Origin of the sequence: Salinicoccus sp. RF5, from assembly GCF_020786625.1 — a bacterium.
Taxonomy (GTDB): Bacteria; Bacillota; Bacilli; order Staphylococcales; family Salinicoccaceae; genus Salinicoccus.
Window position 1 is genome coordinate 1,063,906 of sequence record NZ_JAJGRC010000001.1, and the last position, 17,717, is coordinate 1,081,622.

The 17,717-nt window shown below is 52.2% G+C and carries 15 protein-coding genes; 8 read left to right on the forward strand and 7 right to left on the reverse strand.

What is annotated here, in order from left to right; all coding sequences use genetic code 11:
* Positions 1 to 170: 170 nt before the first annotated feature.
* The 4 genes from LLU09_RS05535 to LLU09_RS05550 all read left to right on the forward strand — a co-directional run bounded on the left by LLU09_RS05535 (position 171) and on the right by LLU09_RS05550 (position 4,996).
* Entirely contained in the window at positions 171 to 722 is a 552-nt protein-coding gene (locus LLU09_RS05535; RefSeq protein WP_228310847.1) for a glycerol-3-phosphate responsive antiterminator, read from the forward strand.
* Between the two features lie 161 nt (positions 723 to 883).
* On the forward strand, positions 884 to 1,702 hold the full coding sequence (locus LLU09_RS05540) for an MIP/aquaporin family protein (protein WP_094906541.1): 819 nt from the start codon (positions 884 to 886) through the stop codon (positions 1,700 to 1,702).
* 45 nt (positions 1,703 to 1,747) lie between these two features.
* Positions 1,748 to 3,271 (forward strand): glycerol kinase GlpK, encoded by a 1,524-nt coding sequence (gene glpK / locus LLU09_RS05545; protein WP_124010492.1) that lies wholly within the window; start codon positions 1,748 to 1,750, stop codon positions 3,269 to 3,271.
* A 51-nt stretch (positions 3,272 to 3,322) separates the two neighbouring features.
* On the forward strand, positions 3,323 to 4,996 hold the full coding sequence (locus LLU09_RS05550) for a glycerol-3-phosphate dehydrogenase/oxidase (protein WP_228310849.1): 1,674 nt from the start codon (positions 3,323 to 3,325) through the stop codon (positions 4,994 to 4,996).
* Between the two features lie 534 nt (positions 4,997 to 5,530).
* On the opposite strand, the gene LLU09_RS05555 is transcribed toward LLU09_RS05550, so the two are convergent.
* The 5 genes from LLU09_RS05555 to clpB form a co-directional block, all read right to left on the reverse strand.
* Positions 5,531 to 6,310 carry an amino acid ABC transporter ATP-binding protein gene (locus LLU09_RS05555; protein ID WP_370632474.1) on the reverse strand — a complete coding sequence of 260 codons (780 nt, stop codon included), beginning with the start codon at positions 6,308 to 6,310 and terminating at the stop codon, positions 5,531 to 5,533.
* Positions 6,307 to 7,014 (reverse strand): ectoine/hydroxyectoine ABC transporter permease subunit EhuD, encoded by a 708-nt coding sequence (gene ehuD, locus LLU09_RS05560; RefSeq protein ID WP_228310851.1) that lies wholly within the window; start codon positions 7,012 to 7,014, stop codon positions 6,307 to 6,309. The genes LLU09_RS05555 and ehuD overlap by 4 nt, the downstream gene beginning before the upstream one ends.
* On the reverse strand, positions 7,014 to 7,676 hold the full coding sequence (gene ehuC, locus LLU09_RS05565) for an ectoine/hydroxyectoine ABC transporter permease subunit EhuC (RefSeq protein WP_228310853.1): 663 nt from the start codon (positions 7,674 to 7,676) through the stop codon (positions 7,014 to 7,016). The genes ehuD and ehuC overlap by 1 nt, the downstream gene beginning before the upstream one ends.
* A 68-nt stretch (positions 7,677 to 7,744) precedes the next feature.
* Positions 7,745 to 8,629: an ectoine/hydroxyectoine ABC transporter substrate-binding protein EhuB gene (gene ehuB, locus LLU09_RS05570; protein WP_370632475.1), complete on the reverse strand. Its 885-nt coding sequence runs from the start codon at positions 8,627 to 8,629 to the stop codon at positions 7,745 to 7,747.
* A 322-nt stretch (positions 8,630 to 8,951) separates the two neighbouring features.
* Positions 8,952 to 11,540, reverse strand: coding sequence for an ATP-dependent chaperone ClpB (gene clpB / locus LLU09_RS05575; protein ID WP_228310855.1), 2,589 nt, complete (start codon positions 11,538 to 11,540; stop codon positions 8,952 to 8,954).
* A gap of 178 nt (positions 11,541 to 11,718) precedes the next feature.
* Here clpB and LLU09_RS05580 point away from each other — a divergent pair, with 178 nt between their 5' ends.
* Positions 11,719 to 12,543, forward strand: coding sequence for an undecaprenyl-diphosphate phosphatase (locus tag LLU09_RS05580; protein WP_228310856.1), 825 nt, complete (start codon positions 11,719 to 11,721; stop codon positions 12,541 to 12,543).
* A 98-nt stretch (positions 12,544 to 12,641) separates the two neighbouring features.
* Here the strand turns inward: LLU09_RS05580 and LLU09_RS05585 are convergent, their stop codons facing one another.
* Entirely contained in the window at positions 12,642 to 12,950 is a 309-nt protein-coding gene (locus LLU09_RS05585) for a metal-sulfur cluster assembly factor (RefSeq protein WP_040105000.1), read from the reverse strand.
* A 119-nt stretch (positions 12,951 to 13,069) separates the two neighbouring features.
* Between LLU09_RS05585 and LLU09_RS05590 the strand changes: the two genes are divergently transcribed.
* Genes LLU09_RS05590 through LLU09_RS05600 form a run of 3 tightly spaced genes read left to right on the forward strand, consistent with a single transcriptional unit; the run spans position 13,070 to position 16,091 of the window.
* Complete coding sequence (locus LLU09_RS05590; RefSeq protein WP_228310857.1) at positions 13,070 to 13,882, forward strand: Cof-type HAD-IIB family hydrolase; 813 nt, start codon at positions 13,070 to 13,072, stop codon at positions 13,880 to 13,882.
* A gap of 20 nt (positions 13,883 to 13,902) precedes the next feature.
* Entirely contained in the window at positions 13,903 to 14,745 is an 843-nt protein-coding gene (locus LLU09_RS05595) for a DegV family protein (RefSeq protein WP_228310859.1), read from the forward strand.
* Between the two features lie 2 nt (positions 14,746 to 14,747).
* Positions 14,748 to 16,091, forward strand: coding sequence for a CoA-disulfide reductase (locus LLU09_RS05600; protein ID WP_228310861.1), 1,344 nt, complete (start codon positions 14,748 to 14,750; stop codon positions 16,089 to 16,091).
* A 99-nt stretch (positions 16,092 to 16,190) separates the two neighbouring features.
* Here the strand turns inward: LLU09_RS05600 and LLU09_RS05605 are convergent, their stop codons facing one another.
* On the reverse strand, positions 16,191 to 17,582 hold the full coding sequence (locus LLU09_RS05605) for an alpha-amylase family glycosyl hydrolase (RefSeq protein ID WP_228310863.1): 1,392 nt from the start codon (positions 17,580 to 17,582) through the stop codon (positions 16,191 to 16,193).
* Positions 17,583 to 17,717: the final 135 nt, after the last annotated feature.

Here is a 17,717-nt window from a genome sequence, read left to right on the forward strand (position 1 = left end):
GAACGTGTTTCTACTATTTAAATGGAGGTGGTCCGTCCACCCCCTTGTTACTGTACACTACAATGGCCCACATTGTGTTTATCTATACCCCAATTTCCAGATGCTATACAATTTTACATATCTATTCTATGATAAAAGGAATAATAAATTTGAAATGAAGGTGCAATGGTGTGAAAATTCTACCCGCAATCCGTTCCATGAAGGATTTTGAAAAACTGATCGGCAGTCCCTATCGGGCCTGTGTCATCCTGGATATCCATATCGGCCACCTGGAAAGCCATATCACCACCATAAAGAAACATGGTTTTGATGTCTATCTTCATCTCGACCTCATCAAGGGGCTTGCGGTGGACACCGCTTCGCTCGAATACATACACCAGAAATATAAGCCGACGGGCATCGTCACCACACGTGGCAGGATCATCAAAAAGGCCAACCAGCTCGGCCTGGAGACTGTTCTGCGCATTTTTGTCATCGATTCCTCAGCCATCGAGAAAAGCATCGAACTCATCAGACAGACGGAGCCGAAGCTGATTGAAATCCTGCCCGGTGTCGTGCCGAAAGTGATCCACCTGATCAATTCAGAAGTGGAAGCTGATGTCATCGCAGGGGGATTGATTGAAACGCAGCGTGAAGTCGACGAGGCCATCGCCGCCGGAGCGAAGTATGTGACGACAAGCAAGACCAGCCTGTGGTTCGATCCCGCCAACCAAACTCCCTGAAGTATATAAAAGTTGACAGCGCTGCCATTATAGGATAGATTATAAAGTAAGTTAATAGGACACGGAGAGACAGAGCCCACATTAGTAGCTTTTACAAAGCTACCAGTGTGGGCTTTTTTATGTTTTATTAGCGGATCAATCAAACAAAGGAGTGGTTTGCAATGAATGAACTCGTTGCAGAATTTGTTGGAACGGCAATACTTATCCTGTTCGGGGCAGGCGTCGTAGCCAACGTCAATTTGAAGGGGTCCCTGGCGAAAGGGTCGGACTGGATCGTCATCGCATTCGGTTGGGGTTTTGCGGTGGCTTTTGCCGTATATGCCGTCGGCCAGTTCTCAGGTGCACACATCAACCCGGCCGTTACACTCGGCTTCGCATTTGCGGGTGAATTCGAGTGGGCGAAAGTAATTCCCTACATCATCGCACAGGTACTCGGGGCAATGGTTGGTGCATTCCTCGTCTGGCTGCACTTCATGGCGCACTTCAAGGATGAGGATGACGAAGGCACGAAACTTGGTGTGTTCGCCACAGGTCCGGCCTATCCAAACTATGTCGCCAACTTCACCAGTGAGATGATCGGTACATTCATCCTTGTCATGGGCCTGCTCTTCATCGGTGCCAATGATTTCACTGAAGGCCTGAACCCGCTCATCGTCGGCTTCCTCATTACGGCGATCGGACTCAGTCTCGGCGGTACTACGGGATATGCCATCAACCCGGCCCGTGACTTCGGCCCGCGGCTCGCTCACTTCCTCATGCCGATTCCAGGCAAGGGAAAATCGAACTTCGTCTATGCCATCGTACCGATACTCGGTCCTTTGGCCGGCGGTGCGCTCGGTGCAGCGGTATATAACGCGATATTCCTGGGTTCACCGGACCTTTTCCTCGCCATTGCGATCGTCTTCACTGTTTTGGTTCTCGTGCTTGGGGTATTTCTTAATAAAAGCATCCTTAAGGACGAAGCTTCCAAACTGATGTAGATTTCAACGTTTTTGAATACAACAAAAGTAAAGGGGAATGAATCAATGGAAAAATATATCATGTCTATCGACCAGGGCACTACGAGTTCACGCGCCATCCTGTTCAACAAGGAAAGTGATATCGTCGGCACCAGCCAGAAGGAGTTCAAGCAGTATTTCCCGGAATCCGGATGGGTGGAGCATAACGCCAATGAAATCTGGAGTTCGGTCCTCTCCGTGGTTGCAGGTGTCATGTCTGAAAATGACATCAAAGCCGAACAGATTGAGGGCATCGGCATCACAAACCAGCGTGAAACCACCGTCGTCTGGGATAAGAACACCGGCCGGCCCGTCCACAACGCCATCGTCTGGCAATCCCGCCAGACCGCAGACATCTGTGATGAACTGAAATCCCAGGGCCATGAGGATACATTCCGCAACAAGACCGGTCTGCTCCTCGATCCTTACTTCTCCGGTACGAAAGTCAAATGGATCCTCGACAATGTCGAAGGCGCACGGGAAAAGGCGGAGAACGGCGACCTTCTTTTCGGTACCATCGACACGTGGCTCATCTGGCGCTTCACTGAAGGGGATGTCCACGTGACGGACTATACCAACGCCAGCCGTACGCTGATGTACAACATCCATGAGCTGGAATGGGATAAGGAACTGCTCGACATACTGGGTGTTCCGGAATCCATGCTGCCGGAAGTCAAATCCTCGAGTGAAGTATACGGGGAAACGACGAAATCCCACTTCTTCGGACGCAACGTTCCCATTGCAGGGGTTGCAGGAGACCAGCAGGCGGCCCTGTTCGGCCAGACCTGCTTCAAGGAAGGCGACGCGAAGAACACTTATGGTACCGGCTGCTTCCTGCTCATGAATACAGGCACAGAAGCCATCCAGAGTCAAAACGGACTGTTGACGACGATTGCCTACGGCATCGACGGCAATGTGAAATACGCACTCGAAGGATCCATCTTCGTTGCCGGATCCGCCATCCAGTGGCTTAGGGACGGGCTGCGCATGTTCAATGACTCGCCGCAGTCGGAATCATATGCGAACCGCATCGAATCGACGGAAGGCGTATATATGGTTCCGGCATTCACCGGACTCGGCGCGCCATACTGGGACTCTGAAGCACGCGGTGCCATCTTCGGATTGAGCCGTGGGACTGAAAAGGAACATTTCGTCCGCGCCACGCTTGAATCCCTTGCATACCAGACGAAGGACGTCCTCGATGCGATGCAGAAGGATTCAAATATAGAACTGGAGACGCTGCGTGTAGACGGCGGCGCTGCAGCCAACGACTTCCTCATGCAGTTCCAGGCAGACATCCTCGATACGACTGTAGAACGTCCGGAAGTGCTTGAAACGACGGCCGTCGGGGCCGCCTATCTTGCAGGCCTCGCAGTCGGCTTCTGGAAATCCACCGATGAATTGAAATCGGTCAGCGAAACGGACAGCGTATTCGAACCGAAGATGGAACAGGAGCAGCGTGATGCCCTCTATGATGGCTGGCAGCACGCCGTACAAGCCACACAGGCATTCAAACCGAAACACAGTTTCAAGAAAGAAGATTCACAATAAAGACCCGGGGACGCATGGGCTTTATTTGCCATAAAAATAGGAGGTAGGAAAATGCTGAACACATTGACCAGAAAAGACCAGTTACAGCATATGGAGAAAGTCGACTACGATATCGTCGTCATCGGCGGCGGCATCACCGGTGCCGGAATCGCACTCGATGCGGCGAAGCGCGGCATGAAGGTCGCACTCGTCGAGATGCAGGACTTTGCTGAAGGGACGAGCAGCCGGAGCACGAAGCTCGTCCATGGTGGCCTGCGGTATCTGAAGCAGTTCCAGGTGGGTGTCGTACGTGAAACCGGAATCGAGCGTGCCATCGTATATGAGAATGGCCCGCATGTGACGACCCCTGAATGGATGCTGCTTCCCTTCCACAAAGGCGGCACCTTCGGACAGTTCACGACAAGCATCGGCCTGCGTGTCTATGATATGCTCGCTGAAGTCAAAAAGAGCGAGCAGCGCAAGATGCTGAGTGTGGATGATGTCCTTGAGAAGGAACCACTCGTGAAGCAGGACGGCCTGCTTGGCGGCGGCTACTATGTAGAGTACAGGACGGATGATGCGCGCATGACGATCGAAGTCATGAAGAAAGCTGCAGAGTTCGGTGCTGACCCGATCAACCATGTGAAAGCCATCGGCTTCGTATATGACGAAGGCAAAGTAGTCGGCATTCACGCCGAAGACCAGCTCAGCGGGGAGACCCATCAGATCCTCGGCCGCCGCGTCATCAACGCCACCGGGCCATGGGTGGATGATGTCCGTTCGAATGATGAAGAAGCCAAAAAGGGCAAGAAACAGCTCTTCCTCTCAAAAGGTGTCCACCTCGTTTTCGATGAGGAGGACTTCCCGCTCCACCAGGCCGTCTACTTCGATGCCAAATCGGATGGCCGTATGATCTTCGCCATCCCAAGAGATGGCAAGACATATGTCGGAACGACGGATACGCATTATGAAGGGGACAAGCAGAACCCAGTCACAACGCGCGAAGATCGTCAGTATCTTCTCGATACGGCGAATGATATGTTTCCGGGACTCGGCCTTACAGAGGAGCATATTGAGTCCACGTGGGCAGGCATACGGCCCCTCATCCATGAAGAAGGCAAGGACCCTTCAGAAATATCCCGGAAGGATGAAATCTGGGAAGCGAAGAGCAATCTCATCACCATCGCCGGCGGAAAGCTGACCGGCTACCGCCACATGGCCAAGGAGATCGTCGACCTTGTCGCTAAGCGCCTGGCCAAGGACTATGGACTCAAATTCGATAAAAGTGATACTGTGAACCAGCCGATTTCAGGCGGTGATGTGGGTGGCAGCGAAGGTTTCAGTGAATTCGTGAGGAATATGGGCGACCGTGCCCCATCCTACGGCCTGTCCATCACAAATGGCCAGAAACTCGCCTCCCACTACGGCAGCAATGTCGAAAAAGTATATGAAATCATCGGTGGACTCGGGGAAGCTTCAGAACACTACGGACTGCCGAAGGACGTTCACGCAAAAGTCATCTACAGCATACAGCACGAAATGGCTGCAAACCCGCGGGACTACTTCGTCAGACGTACAGGCGAACTCTACTTCGACATCGCCAAGGTAGAGGAATACAAAGATGGCGTCATCCAATTGATGAGCGACATCCTCGATTGGGATGACAGCACACGCCAGACCTATAGGGATGAACTTGAAGTCGCCTGCCGTGAAGCAAAAGGTGTCTCCACCATGGAACACGCATAAACCATCCTCACCCGCCCCAATATGGGCGGGTTTTTTATGTTGGTTCGGCGAGTGGGCGGGCGGCGTGGGCTTAACTCCCAGTCGGAACATCTCCCACTGTGAATTGGAGGTCTAACTTGCCGTCGTTCCGCCTGCGACGGTGAGTTAACCCCCTAACTTGCCGTCGTTCCACCTGCGACGGTGAATTAACCCCCTAACTTGCCATCGTTCCACCTGCGACGGTGAATTAACCCCCTAACTTGCCATCGTTCCACCTGCGACGGTGAGTTAACCCCCTAACTTGCCATCGTTCCACCTGCGACGGTGAGTTAACCCCCTAACTTGCCATCGCTCCACCTGCGACGGTGAGTTAACGCTCCAACTTGCCGTCGTTCCGCCTGCGACGGTGAGTTAACGCTCCAACTTGCCGCCGTTCCGCCTGCGACGGTGAGTTAACCCCCTAACTTGCCGTCGTTCCGCCTGCGACGGTGAGTTAACCCTCCGCCCCCGGCACAAATCAAAAAAGCGCCGGCTTCTGCAGCCGGCGCTTCATCTTTATACTTCTTCTTTTCTGAATCTCCTCAGGAAATCCTGGAGTCTTGGGTTGTCTGACTTGTTGATGACCTCATCGGCGGTTCCGGATTCAGCAATGACCCCGTCATCCAGGAAGAGGACGCGGTCTGCTATTTCCAGTGCGAAGTCCATTTCGTGTGTGACGAGCACCATGGCCATATCATCCTGTTCTGCGAGGTCACGGATGACTTCGAGCACTTCCCCTACAAGTTCCGGATCGAGTGCTGAAGTGACTTCATCGAACAGCATGATTTTCGGCTTCATGACCAATGCGCGAGCCATGGCGACACGCTGCTTCTGACCCCCGGAGAGATTGGATGGATAGGCTTCATATTTGTCACCAAGCCCTACCCGGTCGAGCATCTGTTTGGAGAGCTCCACGGCTTCCGCTTTTTTCAGCTTCTTGACCTGGACAAGCGGAGTGACGCAGTTGTCCAGTATGGTCTTATGCGGGAAGAGGTTGAAGTGCTGGAAGACCATGCCGATATTCTTCCTTACTGACCGAAGGTGCTTTTCGTTTGCCGTCTTCATCTTGCCCCCTGATTCCATCTTCCATAGATTTTCTCCAGCGACGATGATGTCCCCTTCACTCGGCTCCTCAAGTGTCATCAGCAGGCGGATGATTGTGGTCTTCCCCGAGCCGCTCGGGCCGATGATCGCAATCTTCTCAGTCGGGTATATATCAAGATTTATGCCCTTCAGAACATGTGTATCACCGAATGACTTATGGACGTCTTTGTATTGTACGATGGGTTCCATTATTCGGTCACCTTCACTTTCTTTTGCTTAGTCTCGAATCGACGATTCATTTTATTTTCAAGTCTTCTGATCAGCAGTGCAGAAGGATAGCTGAGCAGCAGGAACAGCAGCGCGACGATGGTCAACGGTTCAATATAGGACCATGTCTGTGCACCATAGCTCCGTGCGATGCTCAGTATGCCGACCACCCCGATGGTTGCTGCAAGCGGTACTTCCTTGAACAGTATGATCAGGTAGTTTCCGAGCATCGGTATCGTCGGCGGCAGTGCCTGCGGCAGGACGATCTTCGTCCATTTGTCGCGCGTCGAGAAGTTGAGTGCGGTCGACGCTTCCCACTGTCCCTTGTCCACGCTTTCTATACCGGAACGGTACACCTCACTGATATAGGTGGAAAAATGGATTCCAAGTGCCAGCATGGCTGCGACGAAGGGTGTGAAGGATGTTCCTACATACGGTACCATCGGCCACGCAAAGTACAGGAAGAAAATCTGCACAATCGGCGGCGTGGATCGTATGAACTCTTTTATCCAATAGACGATGAAATTGAATGGTTTGACTGGTGTGGACTCGAGGAGCAGCCAGACGAACCCTGCAACCAACGCAAGCAGGTAACTGGCCACAGTGAGGCCCAATGTGATCTTGAGTCCCTCCAGTATGATTGGAAATGCATTGAAGAATGTTTCCCAACTCCAATATGTTGCTGACATCAGCTCGCCACCCCTCTCTTGGAGATTTTCTCACCTTTTTTGGAAAGCCAGATGAGCGGCAGTGCGATGATGAAGTACATTACCAGTACCATGAAATAGGCCAGTGGTCCTTCTGAAAGATTCGATGACCGATATATGTCCCCGTAGTAGAGTATGTCGGTCAGACCGATCAGTGAGACGAGGGCTGTACCTTTAAGTATCTGTATTGAATAGTTTCCGAACTCGGGCAGCATCAGCCTGAGTGCCTGGGGCAGTATGATATGCCTCATGCGCTGGAATCTTGAAAGATTCAGTGCAACACTCGCCTCCGTCTGGCCCTTGTCGATGGACAGAATGGAACTTCTGACCACTTCCGACATATACGCCCCGTAGTTCAGTGCAATGGCAACGACCCCTACCCACCAGTTGCTTCCAAGGTCGATATTGAACAGCATCGGCACGGCATAGTAGAGCCAGAAGAGCTGGACAATCAGCGAAGTCCCCCGGAAGATTTCAACATATAATGTAGTGAAGCCACGAATGAATGGATTTTTCGCCAACCGTGAAAGGCCGGCGATGAATGCCATTACGAAAGAGAAGAACGTGGCCATCAGAAATATGCTGATGGTCGTCCATGCACCCTGGGACAGGTAGGTCAGTATGTTCACCCCGGTATCAAACATTTTCCTCACTCCTTATCTTCCAATAAAAAGGTCCAGTTTTTCCAAAGGAATGACTGGACCTGAAAAGATTATTCGCCTTCACACAGCTGCTCGGTTGTCACTTCTCCGACTTCCACTCTGTTGTTTTCTGCAGTGAAGCCTTGGGATTCATCGAGAATCTCATCGATTGTGCCATCTTCCTTCAGCGTTTCGAGTGCATCGTTATATGCAGTGCGGAGCTCTTCATCCTCAAGGTTGAATGCTGCTGCACCGAAGCTTGGTATACCCTCGATATCAGGCTGCTCGAAATCTTCGACGATTTCCACATCGTCACTATCCAGTGATTCATATGCTGCCCTGAGCGTTGCTTCAGTCGCCGCTGTCACATCCGCGTTACCGGATTGTACTGCTGAAAGCTGTGCAGGTATGTCTCCGACCGACATGATCTGGCTTGGATCTACACCCTCCTGATCGAGGAAGTCGAACTGTGTCGTTCCTTCCATAAGTGCCACCGTCACGTCAGGGTTGTCGGCGATATCCGCATAGCTGTGGATATCTTGCGGGTTGCCCGCTTGTACCACGAGCCCTTCACCGTACTGCATTTCAGGTTCTGCAAACAGTGCATTTTCACAACGGTCCGGCAGGATCGCCATACCGGCAGTGATGACATCATACTGTCCGGCCTGTACGCCCGGAATCAGTTCGCCCCAGTCCGTCAGGTGCCCTTCCACATTGTCGATGCCCATTTCCTGGAACACCGCTGTCGCTATGTCTATTGCGGCCCCTTCAAGTTCTCCGCTCTCTGAATCTTCATAAGCATAAGGCGGTTCATTCGCAAATCCGATGTTCACAGTCCCGCTTTCCTGAAGTTCAGCAAGCTTTCCTGATTCTCCACCGGATTCCCCTTCTCCGGACCCGCTGTCTTCCGAGCCTCCATTACCGCAGGCTGCGAGTACGAGAACAAGCCCAAGCATAAGTACTAATGCGTAATTCTTCAAAAGAATCTCCTCCTAGTAAGTTGGTTATCTTTCCCTAGCCATGAACATGTACAACGTTAGTATACAGGAGTGACGTTCTGTGTCAAATTCAGGATGCGGTGGATAAAAAAGGGGGGAAACATAACGTCGGGGGACTATGCTGTAAAAGCAGTAGGACTTGAATCAATTTTAATATAAATTTACAGATAATTCAAATTATATTGTAAATGTTCAACTATTAAAATGATTTTCATCATTTGAGAACATATGCAACAAAAAAGCTGCCCCTCATCAGAGGGACAGCTTGGATAAAACTGATCTACATCTCAAATTGCAGCGCGCCGTCTCGGTAGTCTATCTTTACATTGATGCCTTCCGACATATCCGCTTCAATGAGCTTCCTTGCAAGCGGTGTTTCGATGTGGCGCTGGATGAAGCGCTTGAGCGGACGTGCACCGAATTGCGGTTCATAGGCCTCTTCAGATATCCAATCCTTAACCGCATCCGTGACTTCAACGGTCATATGCTGGTCTGTGAGGCGTCTGTTCAGGTCGTTGATCAGCTTGTCTGTAATAAGCTTCATGTTCTCCCTGGACAGCGGGCTGAAGATGACGATGTCATCCATGCGGTTGATGATTTCAGGTTTGAAGTGCTGATGGACCTCCTTCATGACGATGTCCTTCGTGCCTTCGGAAATCTCCCCATCCTCCATCACCGTATCGAGCAGATGGTTCGAGCCGATATTCGATGTCATGATGATGATCGTATTCCTGAAGTCGACCGACCTTCCCTTCGAATCCGTCAGGCGGCCTTCGTCCAGCAGCTGGAGCAGGATGTTGAAGACATCCGTGTGGGCCTTCTCCACTTCATCCAGCAGGATGACGGAGTACGGCTGGCGGCGGATGGCTTCCGTCAGCTGGCCGCCCTCCTCATGTCCGACATATCCCGGCGGTGCACCGATGAGCCTGGAGACGGCATGCCGTTCCATGTATTCACTCATATCGATGCGGATCATGTGCTTCTCGGAATCGAACATCGTCGCCGCCAGCGTCTTAGCGAGTTCCGTCTTGCCGACACCGGTCGGGCCGAGGAATAGGAAGCTGCCGGTCGGCCGGTTCGGATCCTTGATGCCGGCCCGTGCCCTTATGACAGCATCGGCAACGAGGTCAACCGCCTCATCCTGCCCGACTACACGTTCATGAAGTATATCGGACAGCTTCAACAGTTTATCCTTTTCGGTTTCGACGAGCTTCGTTACCGGTATACCGGTCCACTGGCTGACGATGTAGCCGATTTCATCCTCCGTCACCACTTCACGGATGATCCGGTTCTCCCCGGCGCTTTCCTCCTGGAGGGCCGCTTCCAGCTCTGAGAGTTCACGCTCGAGCTGCGGCAGCCTGCCGTGCCGGAGTTCTGCGGCCTTTTCAAGCTCATAGTTGTTTTCGGCCTCCTCGAGCTCCTGGCGTGTACGGTCGAGTTCCTCACGCTTATCGTTGACCTTCTGGATCTGTCCTTTTTCCTTCTCCACACGCTGAGCGAGGGACTGCTGGGCTTCACGTGCTTCGGACAATTCCTTCTGCAGTTCTTCAAGCCGTGTCCTTGATACGGAATCATCCTCCGACTTCAAGGCCTGCTCCTCGATTTCAAGCTGCATGACGCGGCGGTTGATCTGGTCGAGCTCGGTTGGATTCGAGCCCATCTCCGTCCGTATCGTGGCGCTCGCCTGGTCCATCAGGTCGATCGCCTTGTCCGGCAGGAACCTGTCCGTAATGTACCGGTCGGACAGTTCAGCCGCTGCAACGAGGGCGCGATCGGTGATCCGCACCCCGTGGTGCACCTCATAGCGCTCCTTGAGCCCGCGGAGGATGGAAATCGTATCCTCGACATCGGGTTCCGGTATCTGTACCTTCTGGAAGCGGCGTTCCAGGGCGGAGTCCTTTTCGATATATTCGCGGTATTCATTCAGTGTGGTGGCCCCGATGCAGTGGAGTTCCCCTCGGGCGAGCATCGGCTTCAGCATATTGCCGGCATCCATCGCACCTTCAGTCTTGCCGGCGCCCACCAGCATATGGATCTCATCGATGAAGAGGATGATCCGCCCTTCCGACTCCTTCACTTCCTTGAGTACAGCCTTCAGGCGTTCCTCGAATTCACCGCGGTACTTCGCACCGGCGACAAGCGCAGAAAGATCGAGTTCAAATATCGTCTTATCAAGCAGGCTGTCCGGGACGTCCTTGCGCACGATGCGTTGGGCGAGCCCTTCAACGATCGCCGTCTTGCCGACGCCCGGCTCCCCGATCAGGACCGGGTTGTTCTTGCGTTTTCTGCTCAGTATGCGGATGGAGTTGCGGATTTCCTCATCGCGCCCGATGACGGGATCCACATTGCCGCTCCGGACTTCCTCGACGAGGTCACGTCCATATTTTTCCAAAACTTCATATTGCACTTCCGGATTTTGTGTTGTCACATGATTTCCCCCTCTTACTTTGTTGATGATCTCCCTGATCACTTCACCCTTGTTTCCGACGGTCTCCTTCAGGATCGGTTCCGTCTCGATGCCTGCCATGAGCATGTGTTCGACCGAGATGTATTCATCCTTCATTTCGCCCATGATCTTCTCTGCCCTGTTCACTACCTGTGTGAAGCCGTTCGACATGTACTGCCCATATTGGACATTGTCTCCCTTGACCACATTGTACTTCGACAGTTTTTCATCATATTTCGTGAGCAGTGCATCCACATCGATGTTCGCCCGTTCCAGCACATCCCGCGCCATGCTTTCATCAATGGTGAAGAGCGCCTTCATGACAGCTTCCACCTCGATCGACTGGAGCTTCAGGTCGACTGAGATCGACTGTGCCCGTTCGATGATGGACTGCACGCTGTACGTCATCCTGTTGATATCCATATTCATCACCTCTTGTTTCAAAATGGGAGCAGTTGTTTACCAACTGGCTCAAAAATGTTTGACCTTTTTTGACCTTTAATTATATTATACACCCACTGCATTAATTTTCAAGTAATTGATAGCTTTTATCCGGCATTTATTTTATATTATATCCTAGGGTTTCATAGGAGGTTGAATCATGGATATCTTGGAAATTATCCGTTACATATTTTTGGGGCTGCTGCAGGGGTTCACTGAACCGATTCCTGTATCATCCAGCGGCCATCTCGTCATCGCCCGGGAAATCTTCGGGATAGAGGCCAAGGGCCTGTCGTTCGAAATACTGCTGAATACCGCATCACTCATTGCGATACTCTTCATCTACCGTCTGGACATCACTGCAATCATCGTCAATCTGAGCCGCTTCCTGTTCAAAGGGGCCAGGGATGAAGAAGCGGTCGAGGACTTCCGCTATACCATCTATCTGATCATCGCCACCATCCCGGTCGGTGTCCTCGGCATCCTGCTGAAGGACATCATCGGGGACAATGTCTCCATGCTGACCGTCGGAATGATGCTGTTCATCACCGGCCTCGCACTCTGGTTCATCAAGAACAAGCGGGGCGTGAAGCGCGACGGCGACCTGAGCATCAAGGATGCCATCATCGTCGGGCTGGCCCAGTGCGTTGCACTGATGCCAGGCGTGAGCCGCAGCGGTGCCGCACTCGTCGGTTCAATGGCTGTAGGCATGAACCAGAAGAACGCCCTCAGGTTCGTATTCCTGCTCTACATCCCCGTATCGCTCGGCACGGCACTGATCTCCGTCGGGGACCTCGTGAACGACCCCGAGATCATATCGCTGGCCATTCCCTATGCGCTTGCATTCATCGCCAGCATCATCGCCACATACTTCGGCCTGAAGTGGCTTCAGGGGGTCATGGAGCGCGGAAATCTCGCCATCTTCACCTATTACTGTTTTGCACTCGGTTCATTCGCCATCCTGTATCATCTATTCATACTGTAGGATATGGGTCATACAGTATTATGCATACCCCGGTAGCATCCTCCGGACACAAAAAAATCCCACAACCTGGAGGTTGTGGGATTTACTTATATGCTGGCCTAGCTCACACCGAGTGCAATCTTGGCGTAACGGCTCATTTTATCTTTGTCCCATGGTGGATTCCATACGATATTTACTTCCGTCTCTTTGACTTCGGGAAGTTCAGAGAGTGCAGTTTTGACCTGATCCACAATCTGTGGTCCCATCGGGCAGCCCATGGAGGTAAGTGTCATTTCAACACCTGCGTTGCCATCTTCATCAAGATGCACACCATAGACGAGTCCGAGGTTGACGATATCGATGCCGAGTTCCGGGTCGATGACGTTCTCAAGGGCACCCATCATGCTTTCTTCCATTGCTTTATCCATTTATCTCACTCCTTTTAGAGTATATACTATATAATATATCAAAAAAACTACACGATATAAACATAAATGATATGATAGTTATGATAGTTTTATGAATGTTGACAAGGAGATTTGCCGTAATGGAAAAGCATCTTATATGTTTGGACCTGGATGGGACGCTGCTGACCGACGACAAGGCGATCAGCCCATTCACCAAAAAAGTACTACTTGAACTCAAGACCCACGGCCATGAAATCATGATCTCGACCGGCCGCCCCTATAGAGCAAGCGAACCCTACTACCGGGAACTTGGCATGAATACGCCGATCGTCAATTTCAACGGCGCCTTCGTCCACCATCCCCAGGATCTGTACTTCAAGACAGTTCATGAAGAACTCGACCTCGAAGTCGCCCAGGAGATCGTCAAGCGTGTGCCGGATTTGAACATCCAGAACATCATCGCCGAAGTGAAGGACAATGTCTATATCCACTACCATGACGAGGTGCTCTTCGAAGCCTTCAGCATGGGGAACCCACAGGTCAAGATCGGCGACCTGACCCAGAACATCGACTCCGGCCCGACGACCATACTGATCCAGGCTGAGGAGCCGGAGGTGCCGGCCATAAGGCAGGCACTGGATGACCTGTTCGCCGAAACGATCGAACACCGTCGCTGGGGTGCGCCCTATCCAGTCATAGAGATCGTCAAGAAGGGCATCAACAAGGCGGTCGGAGTCGACTACTGCCGGGGCTACCTCGGCATCGACCAGAAGTACACGATCGCCTTCGGCGATGAGGACAACGACACCGAAATGCTCCGCTATGTCGAGCATGGGGTGGCGATGGGCAATGCCATCGATGAAATCAGGACAGTGGCCGACTACATGACGGACACCAACAACGACGACGGCATTGGCCAGTTCCTGAATGACTTTTTCAAATTGAAACTATAACGAAGAAAGGAGCAGATGATATGCAATTGATCGCAGACAGCTGTTCAGATATTTCCGTAGAGGAACTGGACAGGATGGAGATAGAAATGGTCCCCCTGAAGATTACGATTGATGACAGGGACTACCTGGACCAGTTCGACATTTCAAGTACGGAAGTACTCGATGCTATATCCGAGGGCAAACGCCCGTTGACGAGCCAGGCAAACCCGGAGGATTTCACAAAAGTCTTCCAGAAATACGTGGACCGGAAGGAACCTCTGCTCTACATCGCCTTCTCGAGTGAACTTTCCGGGACATACCAGAGTGCCGTAATCGCCAGGGATACGATTCTCGATGATCATCCCGATGCCGACATCACCATCATCGATACGAAGGCCGCAAGCTATGGCCTTGGACTCATCGTGGAGCGTGCCCACAGCTATGTGGAGTCAGGACTCTCCAAAGATGAGATCATTTCCAAAGTGGAAAAGGATGTCAAGGACATCCGCCACTTCTTCACAGTGGACGACCTCGACTATCTGGCAAAAGGGGGGCGTCTGTCGAAAGGTCAGGCATTCCTCGGCGGCCTACTCAACATCAAGCCGCTGCTCCATGTCGAAGAGGGGAAACTCGTCCCGCTTGAGAAGCACCGCGGCGTCAAGAAGGTGCACAGCAGCATGGTCAAACATCTGATCGCCGATAATGTCACCCGTGAGGTGCATATCACCCAGGCCAATGCGGTAGAGCAGGCGGAACAGCTGAAGCAGAAGATACTCGACGGAACCAACATCACCGATGTCAGAATCAGCACAATCGGCCCGACGATCAGCAGTCACACCGGCAATGGCACGGTAGCAATGTTCTATTTCAATGAGGGAGTGTAGGCATGTCGAAAGTTATTATTGTAGGGGGCGTGGCTGGAGGCGCCACGACAGCCGCTCAGCTCAGGCGAATCGATCCGGAAATCGACATCACCATCTATGAAAAGGGCCGCGACATCAGCTACGGCAATTGCGGCCTGCCATATCACATCGGTGGGGAAGTCGAGGAACGCGACCAGCTGGTCGCAGCGACACCCGAAAGTTTTGCAGAACGCGATGTCACCGTCGAAATATTCCATGAGGTGACGGCAGTCGATGCGGATAACAGGACGGTACAGGTGAAAGATATCAAAAATGACCGCACGTTCGATGCAGCGTACGACTACCTGATCCTCTCCCCCGGCGGCTCCCCGCGCCTCATTCCAGCACTGCTTGATGTGCCCCAGGCCTTCGTCCTCCATTCCCTGGAGCACCTTGATGAAATCAAGGCCCACATCGAGGAGAAGAACATCACCCGTGCAGTCGTCGTCGGTGCCGGGTACATCGGTCTTGAGATGACCGAAAACCTTGTCCATCGCGGCATCGAGGTGACACTTGTGCACCGGGACACGGAAATCTATCGGCCGCTTGAATCCGATATGAGCGATTTCTTCATGGAGGAACTTAAATCACGCGGAGTCGATGTGAAACTGGATACGGAAATTGTCGATGTTTCAGGTGAGACTGCGACCCTCTCAAACGGTGAAGAAATCGATGCACCTATGATCATCGCAGGAATCGGCATCACGCCGCGTACAGATTTCCTTGAAGGGTCAGGCATCATGTTGAATGATGAAGGCTATATCTGCACAGATGAGCATGGCCGCACCAACAAGGAAGGTGTATATGCTGTCGGGGATGCAATTGAAACGAACTACCACCACGTAGACCGCCCGGTCCACGTGGCACTGGCATGGGGCGCCCACAGGATGGCATATGTCATCAGCAACCAGATCAGCGGTGACAGTTCGGTCTGCTTCGAGGGTCTGCTCGGCACCAACATCATGCGCTTCTTCGACTATGACATCGCCACGCTCGGACTGACCGAACCGGAGCTTGCGGACTATCCGCACTTCGTTGTGGACCATAAGCAGAAGAACAAGGCTGGATACATGTCGGACAGTGTCCCGATCCATGTCCGCGCCTATGTCGGCAGGGATGACGGCAAAATATTGCGTGCGGTGGTCGTCGGTACCGAAGGCGTCGACAAGCGTATCGACATCCTGTCCGCCCACATCCGCCTCGGTGGGACCGCCATGGATCTTGCCAACATCGAAGTCGCCTATTCCCCGCCATACTCAAGCCCGAAAAGCGTGCTCAACATGGTCGGATACAAGGCGATAGAGAAAATGAAGAAAATACATGAATAAAATTATGCTCCCCTCCGATTGGAGGGGAGTTTTTCTATGTGGATGAACAAAAAGATGACCAGGATATCCATCCTGGTCATGCATCTCATTAATATCCAATTATTCTTTCGTTTTTCTTCCTCTTCTCGCAACAATCCAGATGAAGATTCCGAACCCGCCGAAGATGATGAGTGCGGCATAGATGTAGCCGTTGTTGAATCCTCTTTCTTCGACTACGGCATAGAGTTCCGTCTCTTCGCGGTCAAGCACTGCCAGGAAGGCATCATCCTCCATGTCGCTGCTGCGCAGAAGGTCACCGATCAGGAGCCCGCTCAGCATCTTTCCTTCATCCTGGGACTCGATCGGGATTTCGGCATTTTCCGTAACCGACGTGTCGTTCAGATTCAGTATGAAATCAACATCGGAAGTATAGTATCTCTGGACATAATGTCCATCTTCGTTCTTCAGTATCTCCCTTTCCCCTTCAAACATGTTCGGGTGCTGCGACAGCACGTTATTGAGCGACTCGATGTAGTCCACGACCTCCTGGTCGGTCCAGAGGTCCATCTGACGGTGAACGTGCGGTATGTCGTCCCCATTCAGTGCGACTTCCGTTCCGTATTGGAAGGCGATCGGCCCCGGATATGCATACAGATAAGCCGTGAGCTGGCTGATGCGGGTGCCGGGGAACATGTTCTCTTCCACCGCAGACTTTGTGAAGCGTTCGCTGAACCAATGGTCGGCAAGCAAAAGTGTGCCGTCGGTCGGATGTTCGGGAATCTCCCTGTCCGTCGTACTGAATGATTCAGTCAGCTCATTGGTCATGGCAGGGTCATTCGTATGGTCGAACCCTTCCGCAGACATCCCCTCGCCTGGAATGATGCCGTAGGTCGTCACGCCTTCAGGCATGAAGGTTTCGGCATCAATGCCATCCTGCACGATGGTCATGCTGAGTCCATCGACATCATATTCGTCGACGAACGCCTGGGCCATCTCCTGATACCGCGCCTGGTTGTCCGTATTGGTGAAGTCGATGAATTCGGCATCGATCATATCATAATAGCTCTGCTGAAGTGCATTCAGTTCAGGTTCCTCAAGTGCCGTGTAGCCATCGGCCATTGTGGCCGGCATGTCGATGACGACTTTCATATCGCGTCCATGTGCGGCATCGATCAGATCTTGGAATGCTTCCGCACCGCCGAAAGCCGCTTCGATCTCTCCATAGGCTTCGACATCATAACCGAGGTAATCCTCATCCGCCTTGTCGAATACAGGAGACAGCATCAGCGTATCGAAGCCCATCTTTTCTATGTAGTCCAGGTGGTTCCGGATGCCCTCGAAGTCGCCGCCAAACGGCAATGGTGCGTCTTCATCGTCTGTGACGCTGATGTCATTCCCGGAATCGGCATTCAGGAAACGGTCGACGACGATCGTATAGATCCGTGCCTCATCGTTCTCCTGGGCCGCCACTTCTCCATTCGACATGGATATGCCCATGAGCAGAACCGCCATATATATCATTAATCTCTTCATTGCTATCCTACCTTCTGTTTTTATACTGCAAGTATACTAGATAAAATTTGAAAAAAGCACCATGTCAATAAACGTTCACAAATTTGCATGAAAAAAGGCACCCTGTAGAAGAGT

Excerpts from the sequence above, each read along its gene's own strand:
- LLU09_RS05580 (WP_228310856.1), top strand. The coding sequence starts at position 11,719 with ATGGATATCTTGGAAATTATCCGTTACATATTTTTGGGGCTGCTGCAG.
- LLU09_RS05605 (WP_228310863.1), bottom strand. The coding sequence starts at position 17,582 with ATGGCGGTTCTGCTCATGGGCATATCCATGTCGAATGGAGAAGTGGCG.
- LLU09_RS05595 (WP_228310859.1), top strand. The coding sequence starts at position 13,903 with ATGCAATTGATCGCAGACAGCTGTTCAGATATTTCCGTAGAGGAACTG.
- ehuB (WP_370632475.1), bottom strand. The coding sequence starts at position 8,629 with ATGCTTGGGCTTGTTCTCGTACTCGCAGCCTGCGGTAATGGAGGCTCG.
- clpB (WP_228310855.1), bottom strand. The coding sequence starts at position 11,540 with ATGGATATCAACAGGATGACGTACAGCGTGCAGTCCATCATCGAACGG.
- glpK (WP_124010492.1), top strand. The coding sequence starts at position 1,748 with ATGGAAAAATATATCATGTCTATCGACCAGGGCACTACGAGTTCACGC.
- ehuD (WP_228310851.1), bottom strand. The coding sequence starts at position 7,014 with ATGTCAGCAACATATTGGAGTTGGGAAACATTCTTCAATGCATTTCCA.
- LLU09_RS05590 (WP_228310857.1), top strand. The coding sequence starts at position 13,070 with ATGGAAAAGCATCTTATATGTTTGGACCTGGATGGGACGCTGCTGACC.
- LLU09_RS05540 (WP_094906541.1), top strand. The coding sequence starts at position 884 with ATGAATGAACTCGTTGCAGAATTTGTTGGAACGGCAATACTTATCCTG.
- LLU09_RS05585 (WP_040105000.1), bottom strand. The coding sequence starts at position 12,950 with ATGGATAAAGCAATGGAAGAAAGCATGATGGGTGCCCTTGAGAACGTC.
- LLU09_RS05550 (WP_228310849.1), top strand. The coding sequence starts at position 3,323 with ATGCTGAACACATTGACCAGAAAAGACCAGTTACAGCATATGGAGAAA.
- LLU09_RS05600 (WP_228310861.1), top strand. The coding sequence starts at position 14,748 with ATGTCGAAAGTTATTATTGTAGGGGGCGTGGCTGGAGGCGCCACGACA.
- ehuC (WP_228310853.1), bottom strand. The coding sequence starts at position 7,676 with ATGTTTGATACCGGGGTGAACATACTGACCTACCTGTCCCAGGGTGCA.